Raw genomic sequence first — 21450 nt, forward strand, 5'->3', positions numbered from 1 at the left:
GGGGGGCATCCGGTGGGGGGGGCCGGCCCCGCGGGGGGGGGTCGGGGGTTCGGGACCTTCGGGGGGGGTGTGGGGCGGGCGGGGGGGGGGGGCCCCCCCGGGGGGGGGGGGGGCCCCCCGGCGTGCCGGCCAGGACTGCCCGGGGTCCTGAGCCCCAGGACCCCGGGATCAGGACCCCGGGATCAGCCGACCGTCGTCACCGTGCCGGCCCCGACGGTCCGCCCGCCCTCGCGGATCGCGAAGCCGAGCCCCGGCTCGAGCGGCATCTCGCGCCCCAGTTCCACGGTCATCGTGACCGTGTCGCCGGGGCGCGCGACCGCCGTCTCCCCGAGGTCGACGTCGCCGACGACGTCCGCGGTGCGGAGGTAGAACTGCGGCCGGTAGCCGGTCGACACCGGAGTCGTACGGCCGCCCTCGCGGGCCGACAGCACGTACACCCGCGCCGTGAAACTCCGGCTCGGCACCACACTGCCCGGCGCGGCCACCACGTGCCCGCGTCGCACCGCGTCCCGCGGCACCCCGCGCAGCAGGAGCGCCACGTTGTCCCCGGCCTGCGCCTCCTCCATCGGCTTGCCGAAGGTCTCCAGGCCGGTCACCACCGACTCCGCCCCGGCACCGAGCACCTCGACGCGGTCGCCGACGCGGACCGTGCCGCGCTCCACCGCGCCGGTGACCACGGTGCCCCGGCCGGTGATGGTGAGCACGTTCTCCACCGGCAGCAGGAACGGCGCGTCCACGTACCGCTCGGGCAGGGGCACATAGGTGTCCACCGCGTCGAGCAGCGCGTCGATCGACGCCGTCCAGCGCGGGTCGCCCTCCAGCGCCCTCAGCCCCGAGACCCGTACGACGGGCGCGGAGTCGCCGCCGTAGCCGTGTGCGGAGAGCAGCTCGCGGATCTCCAGCTCGACCAGGTCGGTCAGCACAGCGTCCTCGCCGTCCTCGACGGCGTCGGCCTTGTTGAGGGCGACGACGATGTGGTCGACGCCCACCTGCCGGGCGAGCAGCACGTGTTCGGCGGTCTGCGGCATGATCCCGTCGAGCGCGGAGACCACGAGGATCGCCCCGTCGAGCTGCGCGGCGCCGGTGACCATGTTCTTGACGTAGTCGGCGTGGCCGGGCATGTCGACGTGCGCGTAGTGCCGGGTGTCGGTCTCGTACTCGACGTGCGCGATGTTGATGGTGATGCCGCGCGCCGCCTCCTCGGGCGCCCGGTCGATGCGGTCGAACGGCACGAAGCCGGTGGATCCGCGCTCGGCGAGGACCTTGGTGATGGCGGCGGTGAGGGTGGTCTTGCCGTGGTCGACATGGCCCATCGTGCCGATGTTCAGATGCGGTTTGGTGCGGACGTACGTCGTCTTGGACATGGCGGTACCTCGAAGTCTCTCGGTGATGACGCGTGATCGGCCCCGGCGCGGTCGGATGGGCGCGCGGCCGGGACGGGGACCCCTGGGAATCTGCCGACCCTCCCCCTGGGGGGTCCGCCGGACGATCCGGGGAGGGTCAGCTTCGGGCGCCGTCGGCAGCGGCTGCGAGAGTGGCAGCGGCTGCGGCTGCGATCGCGGCTGCGCGAACTGCGAGGACACGGACGGCAGCCTTCGGGGCATCCGCGGTGGCGGATGCTGCGAGGAGGAAGGCTGCGGGCCGGAACATGTCGTCGATCCTGACGGGCACGGAGCCCGGCGTCGAACGGTTTTCCGCGGTACGCGGCCGGGCCCTCGTACACGGTGTGCCGGGCCCTGGGTGTTCCGGCCGCTGTGGCACGTCTGAGACGCACACTACGGCGGCCGGTCACATTCGTCGGTTAGTGTCACCGAATGCTCGATGCCACCAACCGCTCTGGGGGCACCGCTACGGCCTCTCCCCGGGCCTCCGCCGCACAGCTCACCGCCGCCACCGGCGTCGCCGTCCCCGCGACAACACACACGGCGACACCCACGGTGGGTCTCACCGCCCGTTGCGCCAGAATCCTGCTGTCCCCCTGGTCGCGTCTGTCCCTGCTGGTCGCACTGCTCGCCGCCGCAGCCTCGGCCATGCTGCTCCTGGAGCCGCAGAGGCTGCTGACCGACGGCCTGCCGTCACAACTCGGCGGTGCCGCGGCGGTCGTCGCGTACGCGGTGGCCTACGGGGTGTGCACGGTGGCGTTCGTACCGCGCCCGATCCTGAACCTCGCCGCGGGCGCGCTGTTCGGCAGTCAGTTGGGGCTCGGCGGCGCTCTGGGCGGCACGGTGCTCGGTGCCGGGCTCGCGTTCTGCCTCGGGCGGGCGCTCGGCCAGGACGCGCTGCGTCCGCTGCTGCGAGGGCGCTGGCTGCAGGCGGCGGACCACCAGCTGAGCCGGCACGGCTTCCGCTCGATGCTGGCGGCGCGGCTGTTCCCCGGGGTCCCGTTCGCCGCGTCGAACTACTGCGCCGCCGTCTCCCGGATGGGTCTGCTGCCGTTCCTGCTGGCGACGGGGCTCGGCTCGATCCCGAACACCGCCGCCTACGTCGTCGCCGGTGCCCGCGCATCCACGCCGACGTCCCCGGCCTTCCTGATCGCGCTGGCCTGCATCACCGTTCCGGGTCTGGTGGGCGCGGTGGTGGCCTGGCGCAAGCGGCACCGGTTGCGGACCCGGTGAGGCAGGGCGGGCGGGGGGCCGGGCCGACGACCGGCCCGGCACCTGACGTCCGGCGTTCATCTTGGGGCGCTACCCTTCCGACGCGGCACGCCTGATCGTCGATCACCGCACATGACGTTTCGGCGTGCCCGCGTCGTCCCCTCCCGCGATCGGCACTTGGACACCACTGCATCATGTCTTGGTTCGAATCTCTCATCCTCGGACTCGTCCAAGGGCTGACCGAGTTCCTCCCCGTCTCCTCCAGCGCGCATCTGCGGCTGACCGCGGCCTTCTCCGGTTGGGAGGACCCGGGCGCGGCCTTCACCGCGATCACCCAGATCGGCACGGAAGCCGCCGTGCTGATCTATTTCCGCAAGGACATCGCGCGGATCCTGTCGGCCTGGACGCGCTCGCTCACCGACAAGGAGATGCGCCGGAACCCCGATGCCCGGATGGGCTGGCTCGTCATCGTCGGCTCGCTCCCGATCGGAATCCTCGGGCTGACGCTGAAGGACCAGATCGAGGGGCCGTTCCGCGACCTGCGGCTCACCGCGACGATGCTGATCGGTATGGGCATCGTCCTCGGTGTCGCCGACCGGCTGGCGGCGCGGGACGAGCAGGGCGGCCGGCACCGCTCGCCGAAGCAGCTCAAGTCGCTCGACAACCTGACCGTCAAGGACGGCCTGGTCTACGGGTTCTGCCAGGCCCTGGCGCTCATCCCGGGTGTCTCCCGCTCCGGCGCGACCATCAGCGGCGGCCTGTTCATGGGGTACAGGCGTGAGGCAGCGGCCCGCTATTCCTTCCTGCTCGCGATTCCCGCCGTCCTCGCCTCCGGCCTCTTCGAGCTGAAGGACGCCACCGAGGGCGGCCATGTCACCTGGGGCCCGACCATCTTCGCGACGGTCGTGGCCTTCGCGGTCGGCTATGCGGTGATCGCGTGGTTCATGAAGTTCATCACCACCAAGAGCTTCATGCCGTTCGTCTGGTATCGCATCGCGCTCGGCGTCGTCATCCTCGTTCTGGTGGCCACGGGCGCCCTCAGCCCGCACGCGGCGGAGTCGTCGAGCTGACCCGATGTCCATGGCCCGACGTCCATGACCCGGCCGTCCGTGGGGGACGTGACCGAACCCGTAGGCGACCGGTAGCCGTCCGGTAGCGCACTGTCAGTGCGTGGCCCTAGGCTGTTCGGTATGTCCCCCGATTGCGTGACCCCTGGTTCCGTGCGGTCGGCCGCTGAGGTCAACGAGCACATCCGAGCACTGTGGCTGCGCGCGGGCGGTTCCCTGTCCGCCCAGGAGCGCGCGGAGTACGAACTCCTGGTGGTCGAGTGGGCGGCGGCGATCCGCGAGCAGGTCGTCAAGGCCGCCTGAACCGCCGCCGTCACGTCGGCCCCGCCCCCCGCACCGGAGCGGGCATCCGCTCAGCGCCCGCCCGCCACCCGCAGCACCGCCCCCGTCGTGTACGAGGCGTCCGGCGACATCAGCCAGGCGACGGCCGCGGCGATCTCCTCCGGTTGCCCCGGGCGGCGCAGCGGCACCGCGGCGCCGGCCCGCCGGGCCCGGTCCGGGGCACCCATGGCGGCGTGCATCTCCGTGTCGATCACGCCCGGCGCGACCGCGTTGACGCGGATGCCGACCGGTCCGAGCTCCTTGGCGAGTCCCACCGTGAGGGTGTCGACGGCGGCTTTGGTCGCCGCGTAGTGGACGTACTCGCCGGGACTGCCGAGGGTGGCGGCCCCCGACGAGATGTTCACGATCGCTCCCTGGCCCCGGGGTGTCATGAGCTGTGCGGCGCGGCGCGAGCACAGCAGTGTCCCCATGAGGTTGACGTCGACGACCCGGCGCAGGGTCGCGGTGTCGGCATCGGTGAACCGTCCCAGCGGCCCGGTCACCGCCGCGTTGTTCACCAGCCCCGTCACCGGCCCCAGTTCCCGCTCCGCCACATCGAACAGACGCTCGACATCCGCCTCGTCGGACGTGTCCCCCCGCACGGCGACGGCCCGCGCCCCGGCCGCACGCACCCCCTCCGCCACCCGCTCCGCCGCCGAGGTGTCCCGCACGTACCCCACCACCACGTCGTGCCCCTCTCCCGCGAGCCGCAGGCAGACAGCGGCCCCGATCCCCCGACCGCCCCCGGTCACCACGGTGACAAGCCTCTTCACACGAACCTCCGAACGCCCGCCCGCTCCGACAACCGAAGATCCACAGCCTGACACACGCACGGCCGCGCCCCTGCCTGCTGCCGGGTGGGGGGGGAAGCGGACAGCCACGCCGGGTGAACAACTGCGCAGGGCTCTTGGTTCCAGGCCTGCGATGGCCAACACTGAGCCGATGACGCAGCGTGTGGAGCTTGCGACCTTGCGGGACAGGCTGGCCGTGGACGAGGTCGTCACCGAGTACGCGGTGGCGGTCGACGACGGGGACTGGGAGACGTATCGAGGGCTGTTCACGCCGGACGGGCGGGCCGACTATCGCTCGGCCGGCGGTATCGAGGGCGACGCCGGGAAGGTGGCGGCCTGGCTCGCGGAGAGCCTGCGGGCGTTTCCGATGCGGCAGCACCTGATCGTGAACCGGCGGGTGCGCTTCGGGGTCCGGGAGCAGGACACCGGTGACACGGCCCGGGTGCAGGCGGACTACGTGAACCCGATGGGCGCGGCCGCCGGTGGCGGGGACGAGCCGGCCGCACCGGATTTCGTGTGCGGGGGGCGGTACGCGTTCGGGATGCTGCGCACGGACGAGGGCTGGCGGTTGAACGAGGTGATCGTGCGCGAGAAGTGGCGGCGCCTCCCCTCCCGGTCCGCGGCCCCCGTAGTCCACTGAGCCGACGCGCCCTGTCCCGGATCTTGTCCGGGGCGCACACTGGAGGCACGCACGGGGCGTGAGGGGTAGGTAGGTGCCGTTGAAGACGTTCGGCCACCGGCTCGTCTCCCCGTGGCGGCGCTCGGCCGTCGCCGCGGTCGCGGGTGCCCTGCCCGTACTGGCCTTCCCGGCGCCGTCCCTCTGGTGGTTCGCCTACGTCGCGCTGGTGCCGTGGATCGCGCTGGCCCGCACCGCGCCCACCGGTCGGCGTGCCGCGCTCGACGGCTGGTGGGGCGGGTTCGGCTTCATGCTCGCGATGCACCACTGGCTGCTGCCGAACCTGCATGTGTTCACGTTCGTCCTCGCGGCCCTGCTCGGCGCGTTGTGGGCGCCCTGGGGGTGGCTGGTGCGGCGGCTGCTGGGCGGGGTGCCGTCGCGGGGGCGGGTCGCGGCCGCGCTGGTCGTGCTGCCGTCGGCCTGGCTGGCCGTCGAACTGGTCCGTTCCTGGGAGGCGCTGGGCGGCCCCTGGGGCGTGCTCGGTGCGAGTCAGTGGCAGGTGGCGGCGGCGCTGCGGCTGGCGTCGGTCGGCGGGGTGTGGCTGCTCAGCTTCCTGGTGGTGTTGCTGAACGTCGCCGTGGCCGTGCTGCTCGTCGTGCGGCGGGCGAGGGTGCCTGCCGTGGCCGGTCTGGCCGCCGTGGGCGTGGTCACGTCCGTCGCATGGGTGGGAGCGCCTGCCGCGCAGGTCGACGGCCGGACGAGGATCGCGGTCGTCCAGCCGGGCGTCGTCTCCGGGCCGGGCAGTGCGGACCGGCGCTTCGACCGCGAGGAGCGGCTCACCCGCCGACTCGCGGGCCAAGGCGTCGACCTGGTCGTCTGGGGCGAGAGCAGCGTCGGATTCGACCTCGGCGCCCGGCCCGACCTGGCTCGGCGGCTCGCCGCGCTGTCCCGCACGACGGGCGCCAAGGTCCTGGTCAACGTGGACGCGCGGCGCTCCGACCGGCCCGGCATTTACAAGAGTTCGGTGCTGGTCGGCCCCGACGGTCTCACCGGGGACCGGTACGACAAGATGCGCCTGGTTCCGTTCGGGGAGTACATCCCGGCCCGCTCCCTGCTGGGCTGGGCGACGTCCGTGGGTAAGGCTGCGAGCGAGGACCGCAGGCGCGGTACCGAGCAGGTGGTGATGGACGCGGGCGGCGGGCTGCGGATCGGCCCGATGGTGTGCTTCGAGTCCGCGTTCCCGGACATGAGCCGGAATCTGGCCGAGGACGGTGCCGATGTGCTGGTCGCCCAGTCGTCGACATCGACGTTCCAGCAGAGCTGGGCGCCCGAGCAGCATGCCTCGCTCGCCGCGCTGCGCGCCGCCGAGACCGGGCGGCCGATGGTGCACGCGACGCTGACCGGTGTCTCCGCCGTCTACGGCCCGGACGGCGGGCGGGTCGGCCCGTGGCTCGGCACGGACGCGAGCACCGCGCGGGTGTACGACGTCCCGCTCGCCCACGGCACCACGCCCTACGTCCGCTTCGGCGACTGGCCGCTGCACGCGGCGCTGCTGGTCCTGGCCGTGTGGGGGGTCGCCGAGGGCGTACGGGCCGTGCGGCTCAGGCGGCGGCCCGCCCCTGGACCTCACGCACCACACGCTCGCACAGCTCATGGGTCGTCAGCGCATCCCGGGCACTGAGCGTCCTGCCCTCGCCGACCGCGTCCAGGAAGGCGAGCACCGCCTGCTCGATCCCGCGCTGACGCGCCACCGGCACCCAGTCGCCGCGCCGGCGCACGGTGGGCCGGCCCTTGTGGTCGATCACCTCGGCGAGGTTGACCACCTGCCGCTTGGTGTCCTGACCGGAGACCTCGAGGATCTCCTCGGCCGAGCCGCTGAGCCTGTTCATGACGCCGAGGGCGGTGAAGCCCTCCCCGGCGAGCTGGAGCACCACATGGTGCAGCAGCCCGTCCTCGGTGCGGGCCCGCACGGTCACGTCGTCGACCGGGCCGGGAACCAGGAAGCGCAGGGTGTCGACGACGTGGATGAAGTCGTCGAGGATCATCGTGCGCGGTTCCTCCGGCAGCCCGATCCGGTTCTTCTGCAGCAGGATCAGCTCGCGCGGGTGGTCGGCGCACTGCGCGTAACCGGGGGCGAAGCGCCGGTTGAAGCCGACGGCGAGGCTCGTTCCCCGCCCCTCGGCGAGGGCCACGAGGCGCGCGGAGTCGGCGAGTTCGTAGGCGAGCGGCTTGTCGACGTACGTCGGTACGCCCGCCTCGAGCAGCCGGGTCACGATGTCCGGATGGACTTGGGTCGGGGCGTGCACGAAGGCGGCGTCGAGATCCTGGGCGAGCAGGGCGTCGAGGTCGGCGTGCCGCTGTCCGGGCGGGAGGTGGAGGCCGTCGGCGACGCGGGTGAGCGTCGCGGGAGTGCGGGTCTGCAGGTGCAGTTCCACGCCGGGCCGGGTGGCGAGCACCGGAAGGTAGGTCTTCTGCGCGATGTCGCCGAGTCCGATGCAGCCGACCTTCACTGGGTGTTCTCCTCCAGCGGTTGCCTGTCACGGGCACGGGCACGGCCGCGGTCACCGGCTCCGTCACCGCCGTGATCGTCACCGCCGTGATCACTGTCGTGGTTCTGCCCCGAAGGATACGGCGTCCGACGTCGGCGGCCGCCAGGAGGCGACCTCGTCGAAGCTTCGCAGGAGCAGTGCCGGGACGGTCCTCGAGAGCACGCTGATCGCGGTGTCGCGTACGGCGATCCCGGCACGGTTGGTCATCAGGTTGAGGCGGGCCGCCTGCACTGCCCGACGGGCGATGCCGGTCGTGCGGGGCAGCCGGTCGGCGGTGTACGCGGCCAGGTCACCGGCGATGGGGGTCCCCCCGCGCGAGCGCATTCGAGCGTGGGGGAGGGCGAGGGTGACCGCGTCCTCGACGGCCTGGTTACCCCCCTGGCCGAGGGTGGGCGGCATCGCGTGCGCGGCGTCACCGACCAGGGCGACCCGACCGTGGTGGTAGGCGGGCAGCGGCTCGGTGATGTGGTGGACGTCGTGCCGCAGCACGTCCTCGGGCCGAGCGGCGGCCAGCACGGCGGGGATCGGGTCGTGCCAGTCCCCGTAGCGGCGCAGCAGTTCGGCACGCTCGTCGTCGGCGGCGTGTTCCCCGGCGGGGGCCAGGGCGGCGGCGTACGCGTAGACACGGCCGTCCTTGAGCGGGTGCGTGCCCCAGAGACGGCCCGGCCCCCAGGTCTCGTGCGAGGCGAACCGCACGCCGGGCAGCGGGACCACCGTCCGCCAGGTGGTGAAGCCGGAGTACACCGGCCCGGGGTGGTGCGGGAAGAGCGCGTGGCGCACGGCGGAATGGATGCCGTCGGCGGCCACCACCAGGTCGGTCTCGAGTTCGCCGTCGGCGGTGCCCACTCGGGCGGGCCGAGCGGGGTCGTCGGGGTCTCCCGGATCGACGAGGTGCGCGGCGGCGGCCGTGCGGACGGTGTCCGCCGGGAGCCGTCCGGCCAAGTGGTCGATGAGGGTGGCGCGGTGGAGCAGGACGAGGGGTCCGCCGAAGCGCTCGGCCGTGGCGTCCGCGCCGGTCCGGGCGAGCCAGCGCCCGCCCGGTGCGCGCAGCCCCCCGTCGCCCTGCCAGGCGGACAGGGCGCGGATGTCGTCGCCGAGCCCGATGACGTCCAGTGCGCGCAGCGCGTTGGGGGCGAGGGAGATGGCGGAGCCGACCGGCTCCAGGGAGCCGGACCGCTCCAGCACGGTCACCCTCGTCCCGCGCCGGTGCAGGGCGGCCGCCGCAGTCAGGCCGCCGATCCCCCCTCCGATCACGACGGCCCGCTTCACCTGTGCCATGGCTCCTCCGTAAGTTGTTAGGTGGCCCGGGAGGGCCGGGTGTGGCTTATGGCTTCTTGCCTTCAGTGGCTTCCGAGGAGTGGCCGCCCGGCCCTCCGGGGCGCCCTGGCTGCTGATTGAGATGTGCGCGCTTCGTGCGGTCGCTGATTACGGAGATGACAGCGGGGTGTTCCTCGGGCCGACGGCAAGCCGTGCGGAACGAGGAGGGCGAGTGAGCGAGCGGGAAGCGCGGGTCCTCGGACTGCACGAGATGCCGGACCCGCGGGCCGGGGCGGGCTCGCTGACCGACGCGATGGCGCTGGCCACCCACCGCGCCCTGTCCCGGAACCGCGAACTGACCCTCGCCCGCTACGAACTGGCCCTGGAGGCCACTCGCCGACCCGAGCTGCGGACCCACTTCGACGCGGCCGGCGCCCAGTTCCGCGAGCTGCTCACCGGCCTGGTCACCGGGCTCGGCTCCACGGCCCCGGACCGGCACTCGCTGTCGCTGATCGCCTGGGCGGACGGGCTGATGTTCTCCTGCGTGGCCGGCTCGTTCAGCGCGTGCGTGCCCACCCTGGAGGAGGTGCGGGCGAGTCTGCGGGAGCTGCTGGACGGAATGCTCGCCACCCGACAAGCGCCTGACGACTGAAAAGTTCTGGCCGCGGACTTCCGCGACCGGAAAGAATGCGGGCATGACGACCCAACGCCACGAACCCGCCATGGACGCCGCCGACCGCCCCATGCTGGAGGGCTGGCTCGATTACCACCGCCAGACCCTCGCCCGGAAGTGCGAGGACCTGACCGACGAACAACTGCGCACCGCTTCGGTGCCGCCGTCCGAGCTGTCCCTGATGGGGCTGGTACGGCACATGGCGGACGTCGAGCGCGGCTGGTACCGCAGGGTACTCGCGGGCAAGGAAGCCGACCCGATCTACTACAGCGAGGCCGACCCGGACGGCGAGTTCCACCTCACCGGGGCGGAGACCTGGGAGGAGGTGCACGCCACCTGGCAGGCCGAGATCGACATCGCCCGGCACAACGCGGCCGGTTTCGGTCTGGACGACCTGGCCAAAGGGCGGCACCGGTTCGGCGACCGGATCACCCTGCGCTGGATCCACACCCACATGATCGAGGAGTACGCGCGTCACAACGGCCACGCCGACCTGCTCCGCGAGCGGCTCGACGGTGCCACCGGCGACTGACGGCGGCACCGGGCCGGCCGGGTGCGCCCCCGATCGCGGTGCGCCCGCCTCCTCCGTTCCCCGGCCGGGGTCCGACCGCGCGCGTCACCCTCGGCACTCCCATGACCCCCGTACGGGGTCGGAGACCACCCTTGCGGGGCATCCTCCGCCCGTCCTCCGGCCCGCGGGCGGCCGGAGGGAGCAGAGTGACGTGGGTGCATCGAAAGACGACCAGAGCAGTGTTGCTGGTGACCGTGGCGGTCTCCGCTCTCGCGGGCTGCGTGACGGTTCAGCGTCCCCCTTCGCCCGGTCCACCCGCGGGCGCGGCCCGATTGTCGGAGCCGCATCCGGACGCCCGGACGCGGCAGGCGGTCCAGGCACCTGCGCGCGAGGCCCTGGAGATGATCGCTCCGTCGCGTCCCACGAAGCCGCCCGCGTCCCCCTCGCCCCGTGCCACCCTCACTACGCCCGCACCGCAGCGGACCGCGCCGCTTGACGACCGGAAGCCGCGGTCGGCCCCCGACGGCAGGGTCACCTCACCACGAACACCCGCCACAGAGGTTTCCGAGGCCGCGGATGCGGTCCGCCGCGACCTGCGCGGGCGGGCGGGGGTCTGCGACCTGGGCAGGGAGTACGGCCGCTGGCCCGCGGACAGCCCGGAGGCGGCCATCTGCGAGGAGACCTACGGGCGTTGACCGCCGCAGCGCCTGCCCTACGGACACTGCCTCGGCGGCCCCCATCCCCCGGTCGGCCCGCCCTCCTCCTCCAGCCGGATCTCCATGCGCCGGATGGCGGCCCGGACCCTGTCGCCGTAGGTGTCGTCGGCGAGGACGCGGGCGGCGCCGCGGGCCCGGTGGAGGTGGGTGCGGGCGGCGTCGGGGCGGGAGAGCCGGGCATAGTCGGCGGCGAGGTTGAGGTGCAGGGAGGGTACGAGGGCACGCACCGCGGGCATGCCCTCGTACCCGGCGGAGCGGTCGCCGGCGGCTTCGCCCTCGGCCTCGTTCGCTGCCGCCAACGCCCTCAGGTCCCAGGCGAGTTCGTCCTCGGGGTCGTCCTGGGTGTCGGCCAGGTAGTGGGCGAGGGTGCAGCGGTGCAGGGCGTCGCCGTGGGCGCCGATCTCCGCCCACAGCCCGAGGAGGCGGTGCCTCGCCTCCTCCCGGTCCCCCGCGTGGTGCAGCATCACGACCTGTCCGATCCGCGTCAGCACGGAATCCAGCGCCGCCTGCCCCTGTCCGTCCGCCACCGCGTCCTCCGTACCGCTCGCCGGATCGTCGCTCCCGACGCTACGGCAGGCGAGAACGATCCGGGGCGAATCGCCCCGCGACGCACCGGACCACCCCTGCCCCGGGAAGCGGACGCGCCCGGACCGGCGGGCGTCAGCCCAGGTTCGGGATCGTCCAGTCGATCGGCTCGTGGCCCTGTGCCGCCACCGCCTCGTTGATCTGCGTGAACGGACGGGAGCCGAAGAACTTCTTCGCCGACAGCGGCGACGGGTGTGCCCCCTTGACCACCACATGACGGCTCTCGTCGATCAGCGGCAGCTTCTTCTGCGCGTAGTTGCCCCACAGGACGAACACCGCCGGGTCGGGCCGGTCGGCCACCGCGCGGATGACCGCGTCGGTGAACCGCTCCCAGCCACGCCCCTTGTGCGAGTTGGCCTCGCCGCCGCGCACCGTGAGCACCGCGTTGAGCAGCAGCACACCCTGTTCGGCCCACGGCATCAGATAGCCGTTGTCCGGAGCGGGCGTGCCCAGATCCGTGTGCATCTCCTTGTAGATGTTCCGCAGCGACGGCGGGATCCGCACGCCGGGACGCACCGAGAAGCACAGCCCGTGACCCTGGCCCTCGCCGTGGTAGGGGTCCTGACCGAGGATCAGGACCTTCACCTTGTCGTACGGCGTCGCGTCGAGCGCGGCGAAGACCTCCTCGCGGGGCGGGTGGACGGGGCCCTTCACCCGCTCCTCCTCGACGAACTCGGTCAGCTCCTTGAAATAGGGCTGCTGCAGCTCGTCGCCCAGAACCCCGCGCCAGGACTCGGGCAGCATAGCGGTGTCGGTCACGTCAACGTCCTCACGATTGCGGTCGCTTCCAAGCCTCAGAACCTACAGGCGACCACTGACAATCAGCCCCCTGGACCGTCTACCAGCTGGTCTTTCGGGAGAGCAGCCACATCATCATGATCGTCGACGGGTCCAGCGCCCGCTCCCCGCCCGAGATGTCCCGGCTCGACGCGACATACTGCCGGCCCTGCCACAGCGGCAGCAGCCGCGCGTCGTCCACGAGGATCCGCTGGGCGTCCTCGAAGTCCTTCACAACGTTGCCGCGGTCGCTCTCCCGGCGGGACCGGGGCAGCAGGACATTGCTGATCTCGCGCGCCTCGTAGGGCGTGCCGAGCGCGTTCTGCTTGCCGATGAACGGGGCGATGAAGTTGTCGGCGTCCGGGAAGTCGGGGGACCAGCCACGCCCGAACACCGGGTACTCGCCCTTCTGGTAACCCTCGACGTACGTATTCCAGGGGCGGCTCTCGAGGGTGATCTCGAACAGCCCGGAGGCCTCCAGCTGGTGCTCCAGCTCCTGGAACTCCAGCTTGGTCTCGGAGCCGTAGCGGTCCGTGGTGTACCAGAGGGTGAGCGGCACCGGCTCGGTGATGCCCGCCTCGGTGAGGATCTGCCGGGCCTTGTCGACGCTGGGGTCGCCGTAGTCGTCGAAGAAGCCGGTGGTGTGGCCGGTCAGCCCCTTGGGGACCATGGAGTACAGCGGATCGACGGTGTCCCGGTAGACCTTGTGCGCGATCGCGCTCCGGTCGACGACCTGGGCGATGGCCTGACGCACCGGCTTCTTGCCCGCCCACGGGTCCTTCGGGTTGAACACCAGGTAGTTGATGCTGGTGCTGGTGCCCTCCACCAGCCTGATCTCCTCCTCCTTGGAGGCCCTGCCCTGGAATTCGACGACGTCGTCCGCGGCGAGACCTCGGTAGGTGAGGTCGACCCGCTTCTCCCGCAGCGACTTGACCATCTCGGCGGAGTCCTGGAAGTAGCGGATCGTCACGGCACTGTTCTGCCGCTCGGCGTAGCCCTTGTACTGCTCGTTGCGGACGAGCCGGGCCTCCTTGCCCTCGTCGTACGACTGGAGGTCGTAGGGCCCGGAGCCGACGATGCCGGAGTCCTCGCGCAGGGCGTCGGCCGGGTATGCCTTCGGGGAGACGATCGACAGAGCCGGCGTGGCGAGCACGAACGGGAACGTCGCGTCGGGCTTGTTGAGGTGGAAGACCACTTCGCGGCTGCTCGGCGCCTGCACCCGTTCGAGGCTGCCCAGCAGACCGGCCGGACCGCCGTTGACGTTGATCTTGCGGATACGGTCGACGGAGTACTTGACCGCCCTGGCGTCGAGCGTGCTGCCGTCGGAGAACTTCAGCCCCTCACGCAGTTCGCAGCGGAACACCTGGCGGGAGGCGTCGGAGAACTCGCAGCCCTCGGCGGCGTCCGGCTGGGGTGTGCTCGCACCGACCGGGTAGCTCAGCAGCGTCTGGTAGATGTTGCGGAACAGTTCCCAGGAGCTGTCCCAGGAGGCGGCGGGGTCCAGGGTGCTCGGCGAGCTGGTGGTCCCCACGACGATCGGCTTTCCGTCGTCCGGAGTGTCGGACGTCAGCACACCGCAGCCGGTGGCCAAGGACGACATCGACGCGATGGCCGCCACCCCTCGCAGGCATCGGTTCCGCTTGAACACGCGCACGCTCCTCGATCTGCCGTCCCAAGAGTCGGCAGACGATACCTCGGTATTTCCTCCTCGTACCCTCCTTCGTATGCTCGTTGAGATCAACTCGTTGTAGATCATGTTGTCACTCTGCGTTGACTACGTTGTCATCGGTCCACCCGTCTTCGAAAACGCCGGAACGGGCGCCGTTTCGTCAACGGACGCCCGTACCGGAATCCTTGCGGCCCGCACCACAACCGCTCAGCGCACGCGGGCTCCGCGCGCGCCGGGGCACCTCATGCCGGGCTCAGCCCACGCCGGCGTTCAGGAGGATGCCGCCGTCGACCACCAGGGTCTGGCCGGTGACCCAGTCCGACTGGTCCGAGGTGAGGAACGCGGCGGCCCCGCCGATGTCGGACGGCACACCGAGCCGGCCCAGCGGGTAGGAGGCGACGACCTCCTCCTCCCGGCCCTCGTACAGCGCCTGGGCGAACTTGGTCTTCACCACCGCCGGGGCGATCGCGTTGACCCGTACCAGCGGCGCGAACTCGTGCGCCAGCTGCCCGGTCAGGTTGATCAGCGCCGCCTTGCTCACGCCGTACGCGGCGATGAAGGGCGAGGGCGCGACGCCCGCGAGGGAGGCGATGTTGACGATCGCCCCGCCGTTGTCCTTCTGCCAGGCGTGCCAGGTTCGCTGGGCGAAGCCGAGCGCCGAGATGACGTTGGTCTCGAACACCTTGCGCGCCACGTTCAGGTCGAGGTCGGCGATCGGCCCGAACACCGGGTTGGTGCCGGCGTTGTTGACGAGGAAGTCGACCCGGCCGAAAGCCTCCATCGTGCGCTCGACGGCGACGGCCTGATGGCCCTCGTCGTGCGCCTTGCCGGCGACGCCGATGACCCGGTCGGCGCCGAGCTTCTCGACGGCCTCCTTGAGGGTGTCCTCGTTGCGGCCGGTGATGCAGACGCGGTCACCGCGCGCCACCAGCGCCTCGGCGACGCCGAGCCCGATGCCGCGGCTGGCCCCGGTGACCAGGGCGACCTTGCCCGAGAGTTCCACTGAAGTCATGTTCCCTGTCCCTTAGTCGTGCCTTGTCGTCCCGGACCCACCCACGAGCGGTCCCCTGGCCGTCCCGGGCCGCGCAGCGCGGTCGTACGCGAGCTCGAGCGGTCCCGGGGCGCGGCGTTCCTCAGTCGAGCGGTCCGCCCGCCACGTACAGCACCTGGCCGGAGACGAATCCGGCGGCTTCACCGGTGAAGAAGGCGATGGCGTTGGCGATGTCCTCCGGCTCGCCGACCCGGGCCACCGGGATCTGGGTGGCGGCGGCGGCCTTGAAGTCCTCGAAGCCCATGCCCACGCGGTCGGCGGTGGCCTTGGTCATCTCGGTGGCGATGAAGCCGGGGGCGACGGAGTTGGCGGTCACGCCGAACTTGCCGAGCTCCTTGGCGAGGGTCTTGGTGAAGCCCTGCAGGCCCGCCTTGGCGGCGGAGTAGTTGACCTGGCCGCGGTTGCCGAGCGCGGAGGAGGAGGACAGGTTGACGATGCGGCCGAAGCCGGCGTCCACCATGTGCTTCTGACATGCCTTCGACATCAGGAAGGCACCGCGCAGATGCACGTTCATGACCGTGTCCCAGTCCGAGGCGCTCATCTTGAAGAGCAGGTTGTCGCGCAGCACGCCCGCGTTGTTGACCAGGATGGTCGGCGCGCCGAGCTCCTCGGCGATCCTGGCGACGGCGGCCTCGACCTGCGCCTCGTCCGAGACGTCGCAGCCGACCGCCAGCGCCCTGCCGCCGGCGGTGGTGATCTTCTCGACGGTGTCCTTGCAGGCTCCCTCGTCGAGGTCGATCACGGCGACCGCACGGCCCTCGGCGGCCAGTCGTACGGCGGTGGCGGCGCCGATACCGCGCGCGGCACCGGTGACGACGGCGACCCGCTGCTGCTCAGTGGTGGACATCGCTGCTTCTCCTCGACCTTGGGATGCGGCTCCTGCGACCCGCCCAGATGGGTGAGCGACCGCTTAGTACCTTCAGCAGACGTGACGCTAGAAGCCCTGGCACCCGGTGTCAACGGTCCACCCTGCTGTGTGATCCATTTCCCGGTCCGCCGGGCACCGGACGGGCCACGTCCGCCCGGTGCCGTCCCCTGCCCGGCTCCCGCGTTCATCACCCGATCGGCCCACAGCCCGCGCGCCCTGGCACGGGGGCGCGCCTAGCGTCGGAGCGCGAGCCATTCGTGGCCGGATAAGGAGGCGCGTCATGCGCCGACGCACCGGTGCCCTCGGCATACTCGTCGCGCTCGCCGCGACACTGCCGGTGGCCCACACCGCTCACGCCCAGGACCTGGACTGCGTGGACTTCACCTACCAGGAGGAAGCCCAAGCCCTGTTCAACCTGGACCGCAGCGATCCCAACCGACTCGACGAGGACCAGGGCCCCGACGACAACGTCGTCTGCGAGGCACTTCCCCGCCGTGACGGCTCCCTCACCTCCTCCACCAGTGCTCCCCGTCCGACGGCCGCCACCACCGCATCCGCGATTCCGACCGCACCCGCCACGCCCGCGGCTCCCCTCGCGCCGACAATGCCCCCCGCGGTGGCCGCCCCCGCCACGATCGCCCCGACGCGCGGTGCGGAGGGCGGGCTGGGCGGCTCGTCGGCCACCGGACCGAGCGACTGGGACACGGGAGTCGGCCTGGCCTTCGCGGCCGGTGCCCTCGCCACAACCGGTTACCTGGTGAAGCGTCGTCGCAGCTGACGGCCGGGCCGGCCCCCGTACGTCCGTACACCGCCCCGCTCCCACACACCTTTGAGCGGCGGGCCGCAGCAGCGGGAGGCTGCTGCGGCCCGCCGTGGTGGCGCGCCGCAGCGGCCCGTCGGGTCAGCGCACGAGCAGGTCGAGCAGCCGCTGCACCTCGGCCGCCGGATCGGCGGTGAGCCCGGTGTGCACGGGACCGGGCTGGACGATGGTGGAGCGCGGGGCGATCAGCCAGCGGAAACGCCGGCCGGCGTCGTCGAGGGCGGCCTGACCCGCCGCGTCTCCGCCCGCGCACACCCCTTCGACGGCACGCAGCGCGGCCCGGACGCCGGCCAGGTCCACGTGCGCGTCGAGGGCCAGCAGCCGGGACGCGTCGAGGTGAGTGCCGGCCCCGACGAACGCCTCGTGACGGCAGTACACGATCACCCCGGCGTTGACGCACTCACCCCGCTCGACCCGCGGCACGACCCGCAGCAGCGCGTACTCGAAGACATGCCGGTCGGTCACTGGCTCTCCTTCTCCCCGATGCCGTGGACGCGCTCGTGAATGGTGGCCGCGCGGGCGAGCAGGGCGCGCGTGTAGGCCTGCCGAAGCTCGTCCGGCGTGTCGAATCCGGGTTCACCGACCAGCCATACGTCGGGGATCTCCGCGGTGACCTCGGCGAGCAGGTCCGCGGTGACATGCGGCGCGAGTTCCGCCGCCGCGGCGGCCACGTCCGGTCCGAAGGTCTTCAGGACATGGTCGGAGGCGTCGTAGGGCCGGGCGACGGAGCGCTCCACGCCGGGCCAGTTGTGGTGCCAGATCATGGTCGCGCCGTGGTCGATGAGCCAGAGCTCGCCGCGCCGGTGGAGCAGGTTGGGGTTGCGCCAGGAACGGTCGACGTTGTTCACCAGCGCGTCGAACCAGACGACCCGCCCGGCCTCCTCTGGGCCCACCTCGAAAGCGAGCGGGTCGAAGCCGAGCGCGCCGGAGAGGAAGCCCATGCCCAGATTGGTGCCCCCGCTGGACTTGAGGAGTTCCTGAACCTGTTCGTCGGGCTCGCCCAGTCCCAGGACCGGGTCGAGTTCGACCGTCACCAGGCGTGGCACCGAAAACCCCAGCCGTCGGGCGAGTTCCCCGCAGACGACCTCGGCGACGAGTGTCTTGCGGCCCTGTCCCGCGCCGGTGAACTTCAGCACGTAGGTGCCGAGGTCGTCGGCCTCGACCAGTCCCGGCAGCGAACCGCCCTCGCGCAGGGGCGTGATGTAGCGGGTGGCGGTGACCTCGGTCAGCATTTCCCCAGGCTACGCGATCCCTTGGCCTTGCAATCCATGACCTCCTCCAGACCCCCGTGTTACAGGAAGCCGACCACGGTCAGCCCTGGGGAGAATCCGGGGAGTTCCGGCCGGCACGTTGATCTCCCGGCTCCCCGAGCAGTCCGTCGATCACGGTGTGCCTCTTGCTCCCGGCCTCCGGCCTGCCACTTCACCCACCACATGTCCACGGCCTTCAGCGACACCCCGAACACCGCCGCGACATCCTCACGGCCCCACCCCGCCACCAGCGCGGCCACCGCCCGAAGGCGCAGAACCTCCTGCGCCGACGGGGACAGGCACCGAGTGTCCCCACCAGATCACTCACACCCAGCTCAACGACCCAGAATCACAAGCGTTTCTGATCAATACGCCGCGCCCGCAGCCGCCGATTCTGTTGCCGGTGGGGTGCCGGGAGCGCGAAGCCTCCGGAGCCCGAGGAGGTTTCCAAGGCGTCAGAGCATGAGCAGTAGCCGCGTATTCGGTACGAGCTTCCGATTCACGCTGGTGCTCTGTACAAAGATCGTGAAGTCGTCGTTGTGGTCCGGTTTGATGCGAACTTCCACGTCCGGCAGGCCGAGCAGGGCTCGGGCCTCGGGCCCCGTGTACACCCGGTCCGTCTTCTTCTCCAGCACCGAAATCTGCTTCTTCGCCTGGATCTTCTCCGACTTGCTCAGCTGATAGAACGCACCACCGGTACGGTAGGCGTGCCCGCATTCGATGACCCAGTCCCGGATCGCCGCGTCACGAGCCACCGAGATCAACTGGTACTTCGACGGATCCACCGGGGTGAGGCCGGCCGCCTTGATGGTGTCCTTGTTGACCACCTCCGCACCCATGGAGAACACCGCCCGCGACCCCCGGATGCCCTGAGCGCGGCCCACCATGAACTTCTCGGTGGCCTCCTGGATGACCTGCCCGGCCTCCTGCAGACCCTGTGTGCTCGTGGCGTCCCAGATGGCGATGTTGTCCTTCGGGAACCCGTACTGCATGGCCTCGCGCTTGCCCATCTGGTCCGGCACAAGGACAGCCAGCGTCCAGTTGTCCTCCTGTGTTTCGATCATCTCGGCCACGGCCTCAACCAGTTCACGCGGATCCCTGGCAGGGGCATCCGGGCAGCGATGACTTGCGTTCTCCTGCCCGTCGGTGAGTACGAACGTCAGGAAGCTGTGGTCTCCGTACAGTTGAGCTGTCTGCGCCAGCTCCCGCTGCGATTTGAGCGTGGCCGCCAGCAGCGCCGTCATCCCACCAACCCGGTACAACTGCTTCAGCGACGGCATCCGCAGCACGTCCTTGTCGTAGATGACGCACTCCACCTTGTCTGCGAAGACGTACACCGTGACGCGGGTTTCCTGGTCCAGTTCCTGCGATCGGCGGGCCAGATAGGCAATCTGCTGGTCGGCGACTTCGACGACCTTGCCGCTCAGGCGGGACATGGACGAACTGGCATCCAGCACAAGAGCAACGTGATTGATGTAGTTCTGGTTTCCGGACATGACGGCTCCCCCTCTTTCCGACTCGATACTCCTACCGTCTCACCCACCACTGACAATCGGTCTTGGCTCCCAGACTGGTTGAAGAGCCCACCCGTCCAGGGGCGCAGCCGGGACGCGGCACGAGACCCCGGGCACTGTCACAGCCCGGGGCGGGACGGTAGGACGCTCGGTGCAATCCCCGATCTGGAGGATGCATCGATGACCAGTGAGAGCGTGACCGAGCACGGGACCCTCGCGCCGGCAGCGGCAGCGGCGGCGCCGGCGAAAGCCGTGGACGACCGGTTGATCGACGAGTTGGTGGGCCGGGCCCAGGCTGAAGGGCTGCAACTGACCGGCGAGGGCGGGCTGCTGCAGCAGCCCGCCAAGCGGCTGCTGGAGTCCGCCCTCGAAGGCGGGAGCACCGACCACCTCGGCTGTCACAAGCACGACCCGGCGGGCAGGAACGGTGGCAACTCCCGCAACGGCAAACGCGGCAAGACCGTGCTGACCGACGTCGGACCGGTGGAGGTAACCATGCCCCGAGACCGGGATGATTCCTTCGAACCGAAGACTTTCAAGAAGCGGCAGAGCACGACAGGTCTGCAACGAGGACGTCAGCGGAGTTTGCGGCGACGGGCCTCTCGCCGGATCCACGCCGCATGCCGGCCGGCATGCTCCGCCCGCTCCCGTGCTTCGCCCGTCAGATGATCCGGGATCGGCCTCGGCTCGCCGTCCGGCTCCAGCAGCAGGTCGGCTTTGAGGGCAAGGGAACGGATCGCGTCCCGCTGCGAGTGACGAGGCCATCGGCTTCTTCCGGCACCGGGCCCAGCAGTTCCCTCCGCCGCCCTGACCCGCGCGAGGGTGGTCAACGACCACTTCCTTGAGCGTCACCCCAGGCTTCCGGTGCCGTATCGCCGCATGTCAGGGTCCTGCCGGGAGGGGAGGACGGGCCCCGACAGCGAAACGACAGCTGTGGCTTACGCCCGTCCGACCGTGCGCGGGCCAAGCTCGGCTGTGCCTGAACAGCGCAGGCCCGCTGACCGTACCTCTTCCCAGATCACCCAGCCTCCCCGGAAGGGACACACGCGCATGACCAGCGCATCGCATCAGCTCGCATCGGGACCGGCCCGTCGAACCGTCGTGGCGGCGGCCGGAGCGGCGGGCCTCGCCGTCGCGCTGACCGCCTGCGGAGGCTCCGACGAGTCCTCCGGCTCGTCCGCGGACTCCGCCGCCACCGGTGGTGGAACGGACAACGACGAAGCGAGCGGCAACGGTTCGGGCGGCGACAGCGACGCGCCCGCCGGTGCCGCGCTCGCCTCGACCGCCGACATCCCCGAGGGCGGTGGGAAGGTCTTCGCCGACAGCGAAGTGGTGGTCACCCAGCCGTCGGCGGGCGAGTTCAAGGCGTTCTCGGCGACCTGCACCCATCAGGGGTGCGCGGTGAAGAGCGTCGCCGACGGAGTCATCAACTGCCCCTGCCACAACAGCAACTTCTCGATCGCCGACGGCAGCGTGCAGAGCGGTCCGGCGACCAAGCCGCTGCCGACCGTGGAGATCACCGTCAGCGGGGACTCGATCACCCTCGCGTGACCGTCGGCGCCGGACCGTACGGCGCCGGCGGGCCCACGCCGGCCGGCACACCGTCCGTGATCGCGAGGGTGGCGACCGGGGGCGGAGCGTGACGGGCCATCGCGGAGGTGCAGTCAACGGGCGCCCCGCGATGGCGTCCGTCTGCGGTCGGCGGGCGAGGTCCGGTCACCCTTGCGCGGAGAAGGAAGACGACTCGTCCTTTTCTGACGCAATGTCAGATAATCTCTCCGGCACGACGTGAGAGAACACGATGTGAAAGAAGAGGAGGCC

Annotated in this window: 22 protein-coding genes and 1 pseudogene; 10 read left to right on the forward strand and 13 right to left on the reverse strand. The window is 71.2% G+C overall.

What is annotated here, in order from left to right; genetic code table 11:
• Positions 1–182: 182 nt before the first annotated feature.
• Positions 183–1364, reverse strand: a complete 1182-nt coding sequence (tuf, locus tag ACFYQA_RS36075) for an elongation factor Tu (protein ID WP_388927264.1) — start codon at positions 1362–1364, stop codon at positions 183–185.
• A gap of 450 nt (positions 1365–1814) precedes the next feature.
• On the opposite strand from tuf, the gene ACFYQA_RS36080 reads away from it, so the two are divergent.
• The 3 genes from ACFYQA_RS36080 to ACFYQA_RS36090 all read left to right on the forward strand — a co-directional run bounded on the left by ACFYQA_RS36080 (position 1815) and on the right by ACFYQA_RS36090 (position 3964).
• Positions 1815–2615 (forward strand): TVP38/TMEM64 family protein, encoded by an 801-nt coding sequence (locus ACFYQA_RS36080; protein ID WP_388927267.1) that lies wholly within the window; start codon positions 1815–1817, stop codon positions 2613–2615.
• A gap of 173 nt (positions 2616–2788) precedes the next feature.
• The gene (locus ACFYQA_RS36085) at positions 2789–3664 is read left to right on the forward strand and encodes an undecaprenyl-diphosphate phosphatase (protein WP_388927269.1); all 876 of its coding nucleotides are present in this window, start codon (positions 2789–2791) and stop codon (positions 3662–3664) included.
• A 120-nt stretch (positions 3665–3784) separates the two neighbouring features.
• Positions 3785–3964 (forward strand): hypothetical protein, encoded by a 180-nt coding sequence (locus tag ACFYQA_RS36090; protein ID WP_388927272.1) that lies wholly within the window; start codon positions 3785–3787, stop codon positions 3962–3964.
• Between the two features lie 50 nt (positions 3965–4014).
• Here ACFYQA_RS36090 and ACFYQA_RS36095 read toward each other — a convergent pair whose 3' ends face one another.
• Positions 4015–4755, reverse strand: coding sequence for an SDR family NAD(P)-dependent oxidoreductase (locus tag ACFYQA_RS36095; RefSeq protein WP_388927275.1), 741 nt, complete (start codon positions 4753–4755; stop codon positions 4015–4017).
• A 169-nt stretch (positions 4756–4924) separates the two neighbouring features.
• Between ACFYQA_RS36095 and ACFYQA_RS36100 the strand changes: the two genes are divergently transcribed.
• Positions 4925–5413, forward strand: coding sequence for a nuclear transport factor 2 family protein (locus tag ACFYQA_RS36100; protein ID WP_388927278.1), 489 nt, complete (start codon positions 4925–4927; stop codon positions 5411–5413).
• Between the two features lie 79 nt (positions 5414–5492).
• Positions 5493–7070 (forward strand): apolipoprotein N-acyltransferase, encoded by a 1578-nt coding sequence (gene lnt, locus ACFYQA_RS36105; RefSeq protein WP_388927340.1) that lies wholly within the window; start codon positions 5493–5495, stop codon positions 7068–7070.
• On the opposite strand, the gene ACFYQA_RS36110 is transcribed toward lnt, so the two are convergent.
• Both ACFYQA_RS36110 and ACFYQA_RS36115 read right to left on the reverse strand, forming a co-directional pair.
• Positions 6991–7899, reverse strand: coding sequence for a Gfo/Idh/MocA family protein (locus tag ACFYQA_RS36110; protein WP_388927281.1), 909 nt, complete (start codon positions 7897–7899; stop codon positions 6991–6993). The two genes, lnt and ACFYQA_RS36110, sit on opposite strands and share 80 nt — an antisense overlap.
• Positions 7900–7989: 90 nt before the next feature.
• The gene (locus ACFYQA_RS36115; RefSeq protein ID WP_388927284.1) at positions 7990–9216 is read right to left on the reverse strand and encodes an FAD-dependent monooxygenase; all 1227 of its coding nucleotides are present in this window, start codon (positions 9214–9216) and stop codon (positions 7990–7992) included.
• A 121-nt stretch (positions 9217–9337) separates the two neighbouring features.
• Here ACFYQA_RS36115 and ACFYQA_RS36120 point away from each other — a divergent pair, with 121 nt between their 5' ends.
• Both ACFYQA_RS36120 and ACFYQA_RS36125 read left to right on the forward strand, forming a co-directional pair.
• On the forward strand, positions 9338–9847 hold the full coding sequence (locus tag ACFYQA_RS36120) for a hypothetical protein (protein WP_388927287.1): 510 nt from the start codon (positions 9338–9340) through the stop codon (positions 9845–9847).
• 43 nt (positions 9848–9890) lie between these two features.
• The gene (locus tag ACFYQA_RS36125) at positions 9891–10400 is read left to right on the forward strand and encodes a DinB family protein (protein WP_388927290.1); all 510 of its coding nucleotides are present in this window, start codon (positions 9891–9893) and stop codon (positions 10398–10400) included.
• 691 nt (positions 10401–11091) lie between these two features.
• Here ACFYQA_RS36125 and ACFYQA_RS36130 read toward each other — a convergent pair.
• The 5 genes from ACFYQA_RS36130 to fabG form a co-directional block, all read right to left on the reverse strand.
• Entirely contained in the window at positions 11092–11622 is a 531-nt protein-coding gene (locus ACFYQA_RS36130; RefSeq protein ID WP_388927293.1) for a hypothetical protein, read from the reverse strand.
• 133 nt (positions 11623–11755) lie between these two features.
• On the reverse strand, positions 11756–12439 hold the full coding sequence (locus ACFYQA_RS36135; RefSeq protein WP_388927296.1) for a uracil-DNA glycosylase: 684 nt from the start codon (positions 12437–12439) through the stop codon (positions 11756–11758).
• Between the two features lie 79 nt (positions 12440–12518).
• Positions 12519–14105 (reverse strand): ABC transporter substrate-binding protein, encoded by a 1587-nt coding sequence (locus ACFYQA_RS36140; protein ID WP_388927299.1) that lies wholly within the window; start codon positions 14103–14105, stop codon positions 12519–12521.
• A 274-nt stretch (positions 14106–14379) separates the two neighbouring features.
• The gene (locus ACFYQA_RS36145) at positions 14380–15138 is read right to left on the reverse strand and encodes an SDR family oxidoreductase (protein WP_388927301.1); all 759 of its coding nucleotides are present in this window, start codon (positions 15136–15138) and stop codon (positions 14380–14382) included.
• A gap of 121 nt (positions 15139–15259) precedes the next feature.
• Complete coding sequence (gene fabG / locus ACFYQA_RS36150; protein WP_381369924.1) at positions 15260–16024, reverse strand: 3-oxoacyl-ACP reductase FabG; 765 nt, start codon at positions 16022–16024, stop codon at positions 15260–15262.
• Between the two features lie 301 nt (positions 16025–16325).
• On the opposite strand from fabG, the gene ACFYQA_RS36155 reads away from it, so the two are divergent.
• Positions 16326–16823: an excalibur calcium-binding protein gene (locus ACFYQA_RS36155; RefSeq protein WP_388927304.1), complete on the forward strand. Its 498-nt coding sequence runs from the start codon at positions 16326–16328 to the stop codon at positions 16821–16823.
• A 123-nt stretch (positions 16824–16946) separates the two neighbouring features.
• On the opposite strand, the gene ACFYQA_RS36160 is transcribed toward ACFYQA_RS36155, so the two are convergent.
• The 4 genes from ACFYQA_RS36160 to ACFYQA_RS36175 form a co-directional block, all read right to left on the reverse strand.
• A complete protein-coding gene (locus ACFYQA_RS36160; RefSeq protein ID WP_386407281.1) occupies positions 16947–17330 on the reverse strand; it encodes a DUF3037 domain-containing protein in 384 nt (127 codons plus the stop codon).
• Positions 17327–18097, reverse strand: a complete 771-nt coding sequence (locus ACFYQA_RS36165; protein ID WP_388927307.1) for a HipA family kinase — start codon at positions 18095–18097, stop codon at positions 17327–17329. The genes ACFYQA_RS36160 and ACFYQA_RS36165 overlap by 4 nt, the downstream gene beginning before the upstream one ends.
• Before the next feature lie 59 nt (positions 18098–18156).
• Entirely contained in the window at positions 18157–18375 is a 219-nt protein-coding gene (locus tag ACFYQA_RS36170) for a helix-turn-helix domain-containing protein (protein ID WP_388927310.1), read from the reverse strand.
• 195 nt (positions 18376–18570) lie between these two features.
• Positions 18571–19611 carry a vWA domain-containing protein gene (locus tag ACFYQA_RS36175; protein ID WP_388927313.1) on the reverse strand — a complete coding sequence of 347 codons (1041 nt, stop codon included), beginning with the start codon at positions 19609–19611 and terminating at the stop codon, positions 18571–18573.
• A gap of 198 nt (positions 19612–19809) precedes the next feature.
• On the opposite strand from ACFYQA_RS36175, the pseudogene ACFYQA_RS36180 reads away from it, so the two are divergent.
• Positions 19810–20178, forward strand: a pseudogene (locus ACFYQA_RS36180) (transposase); the annotation flags it as partial.
• Between the two features lie 501 nt (positions 20179–20679).
• On the forward strand, positions 20680–21180 hold the full coding sequence (locus ACFYQA_RS36185; RefSeq protein WP_388927316.1) for a Rieske (2Fe-2S) protein: 501 nt from the start codon (positions 20680–20682) through the stop codon (positions 21178–21180).
• The last annotated feature ends 270 nt before the right edge of the window (positions 21181–21450 follow it).

Source organism: Streptomyces sp. NPDC005774 (genome assembly GCF_042871645.1).
Lineage (GTDB): Bacteria > Actinomycetota > Actinomycetes > Streptomycetales > Streptomycetaceae > Streptomyces > Streptomyces pratens.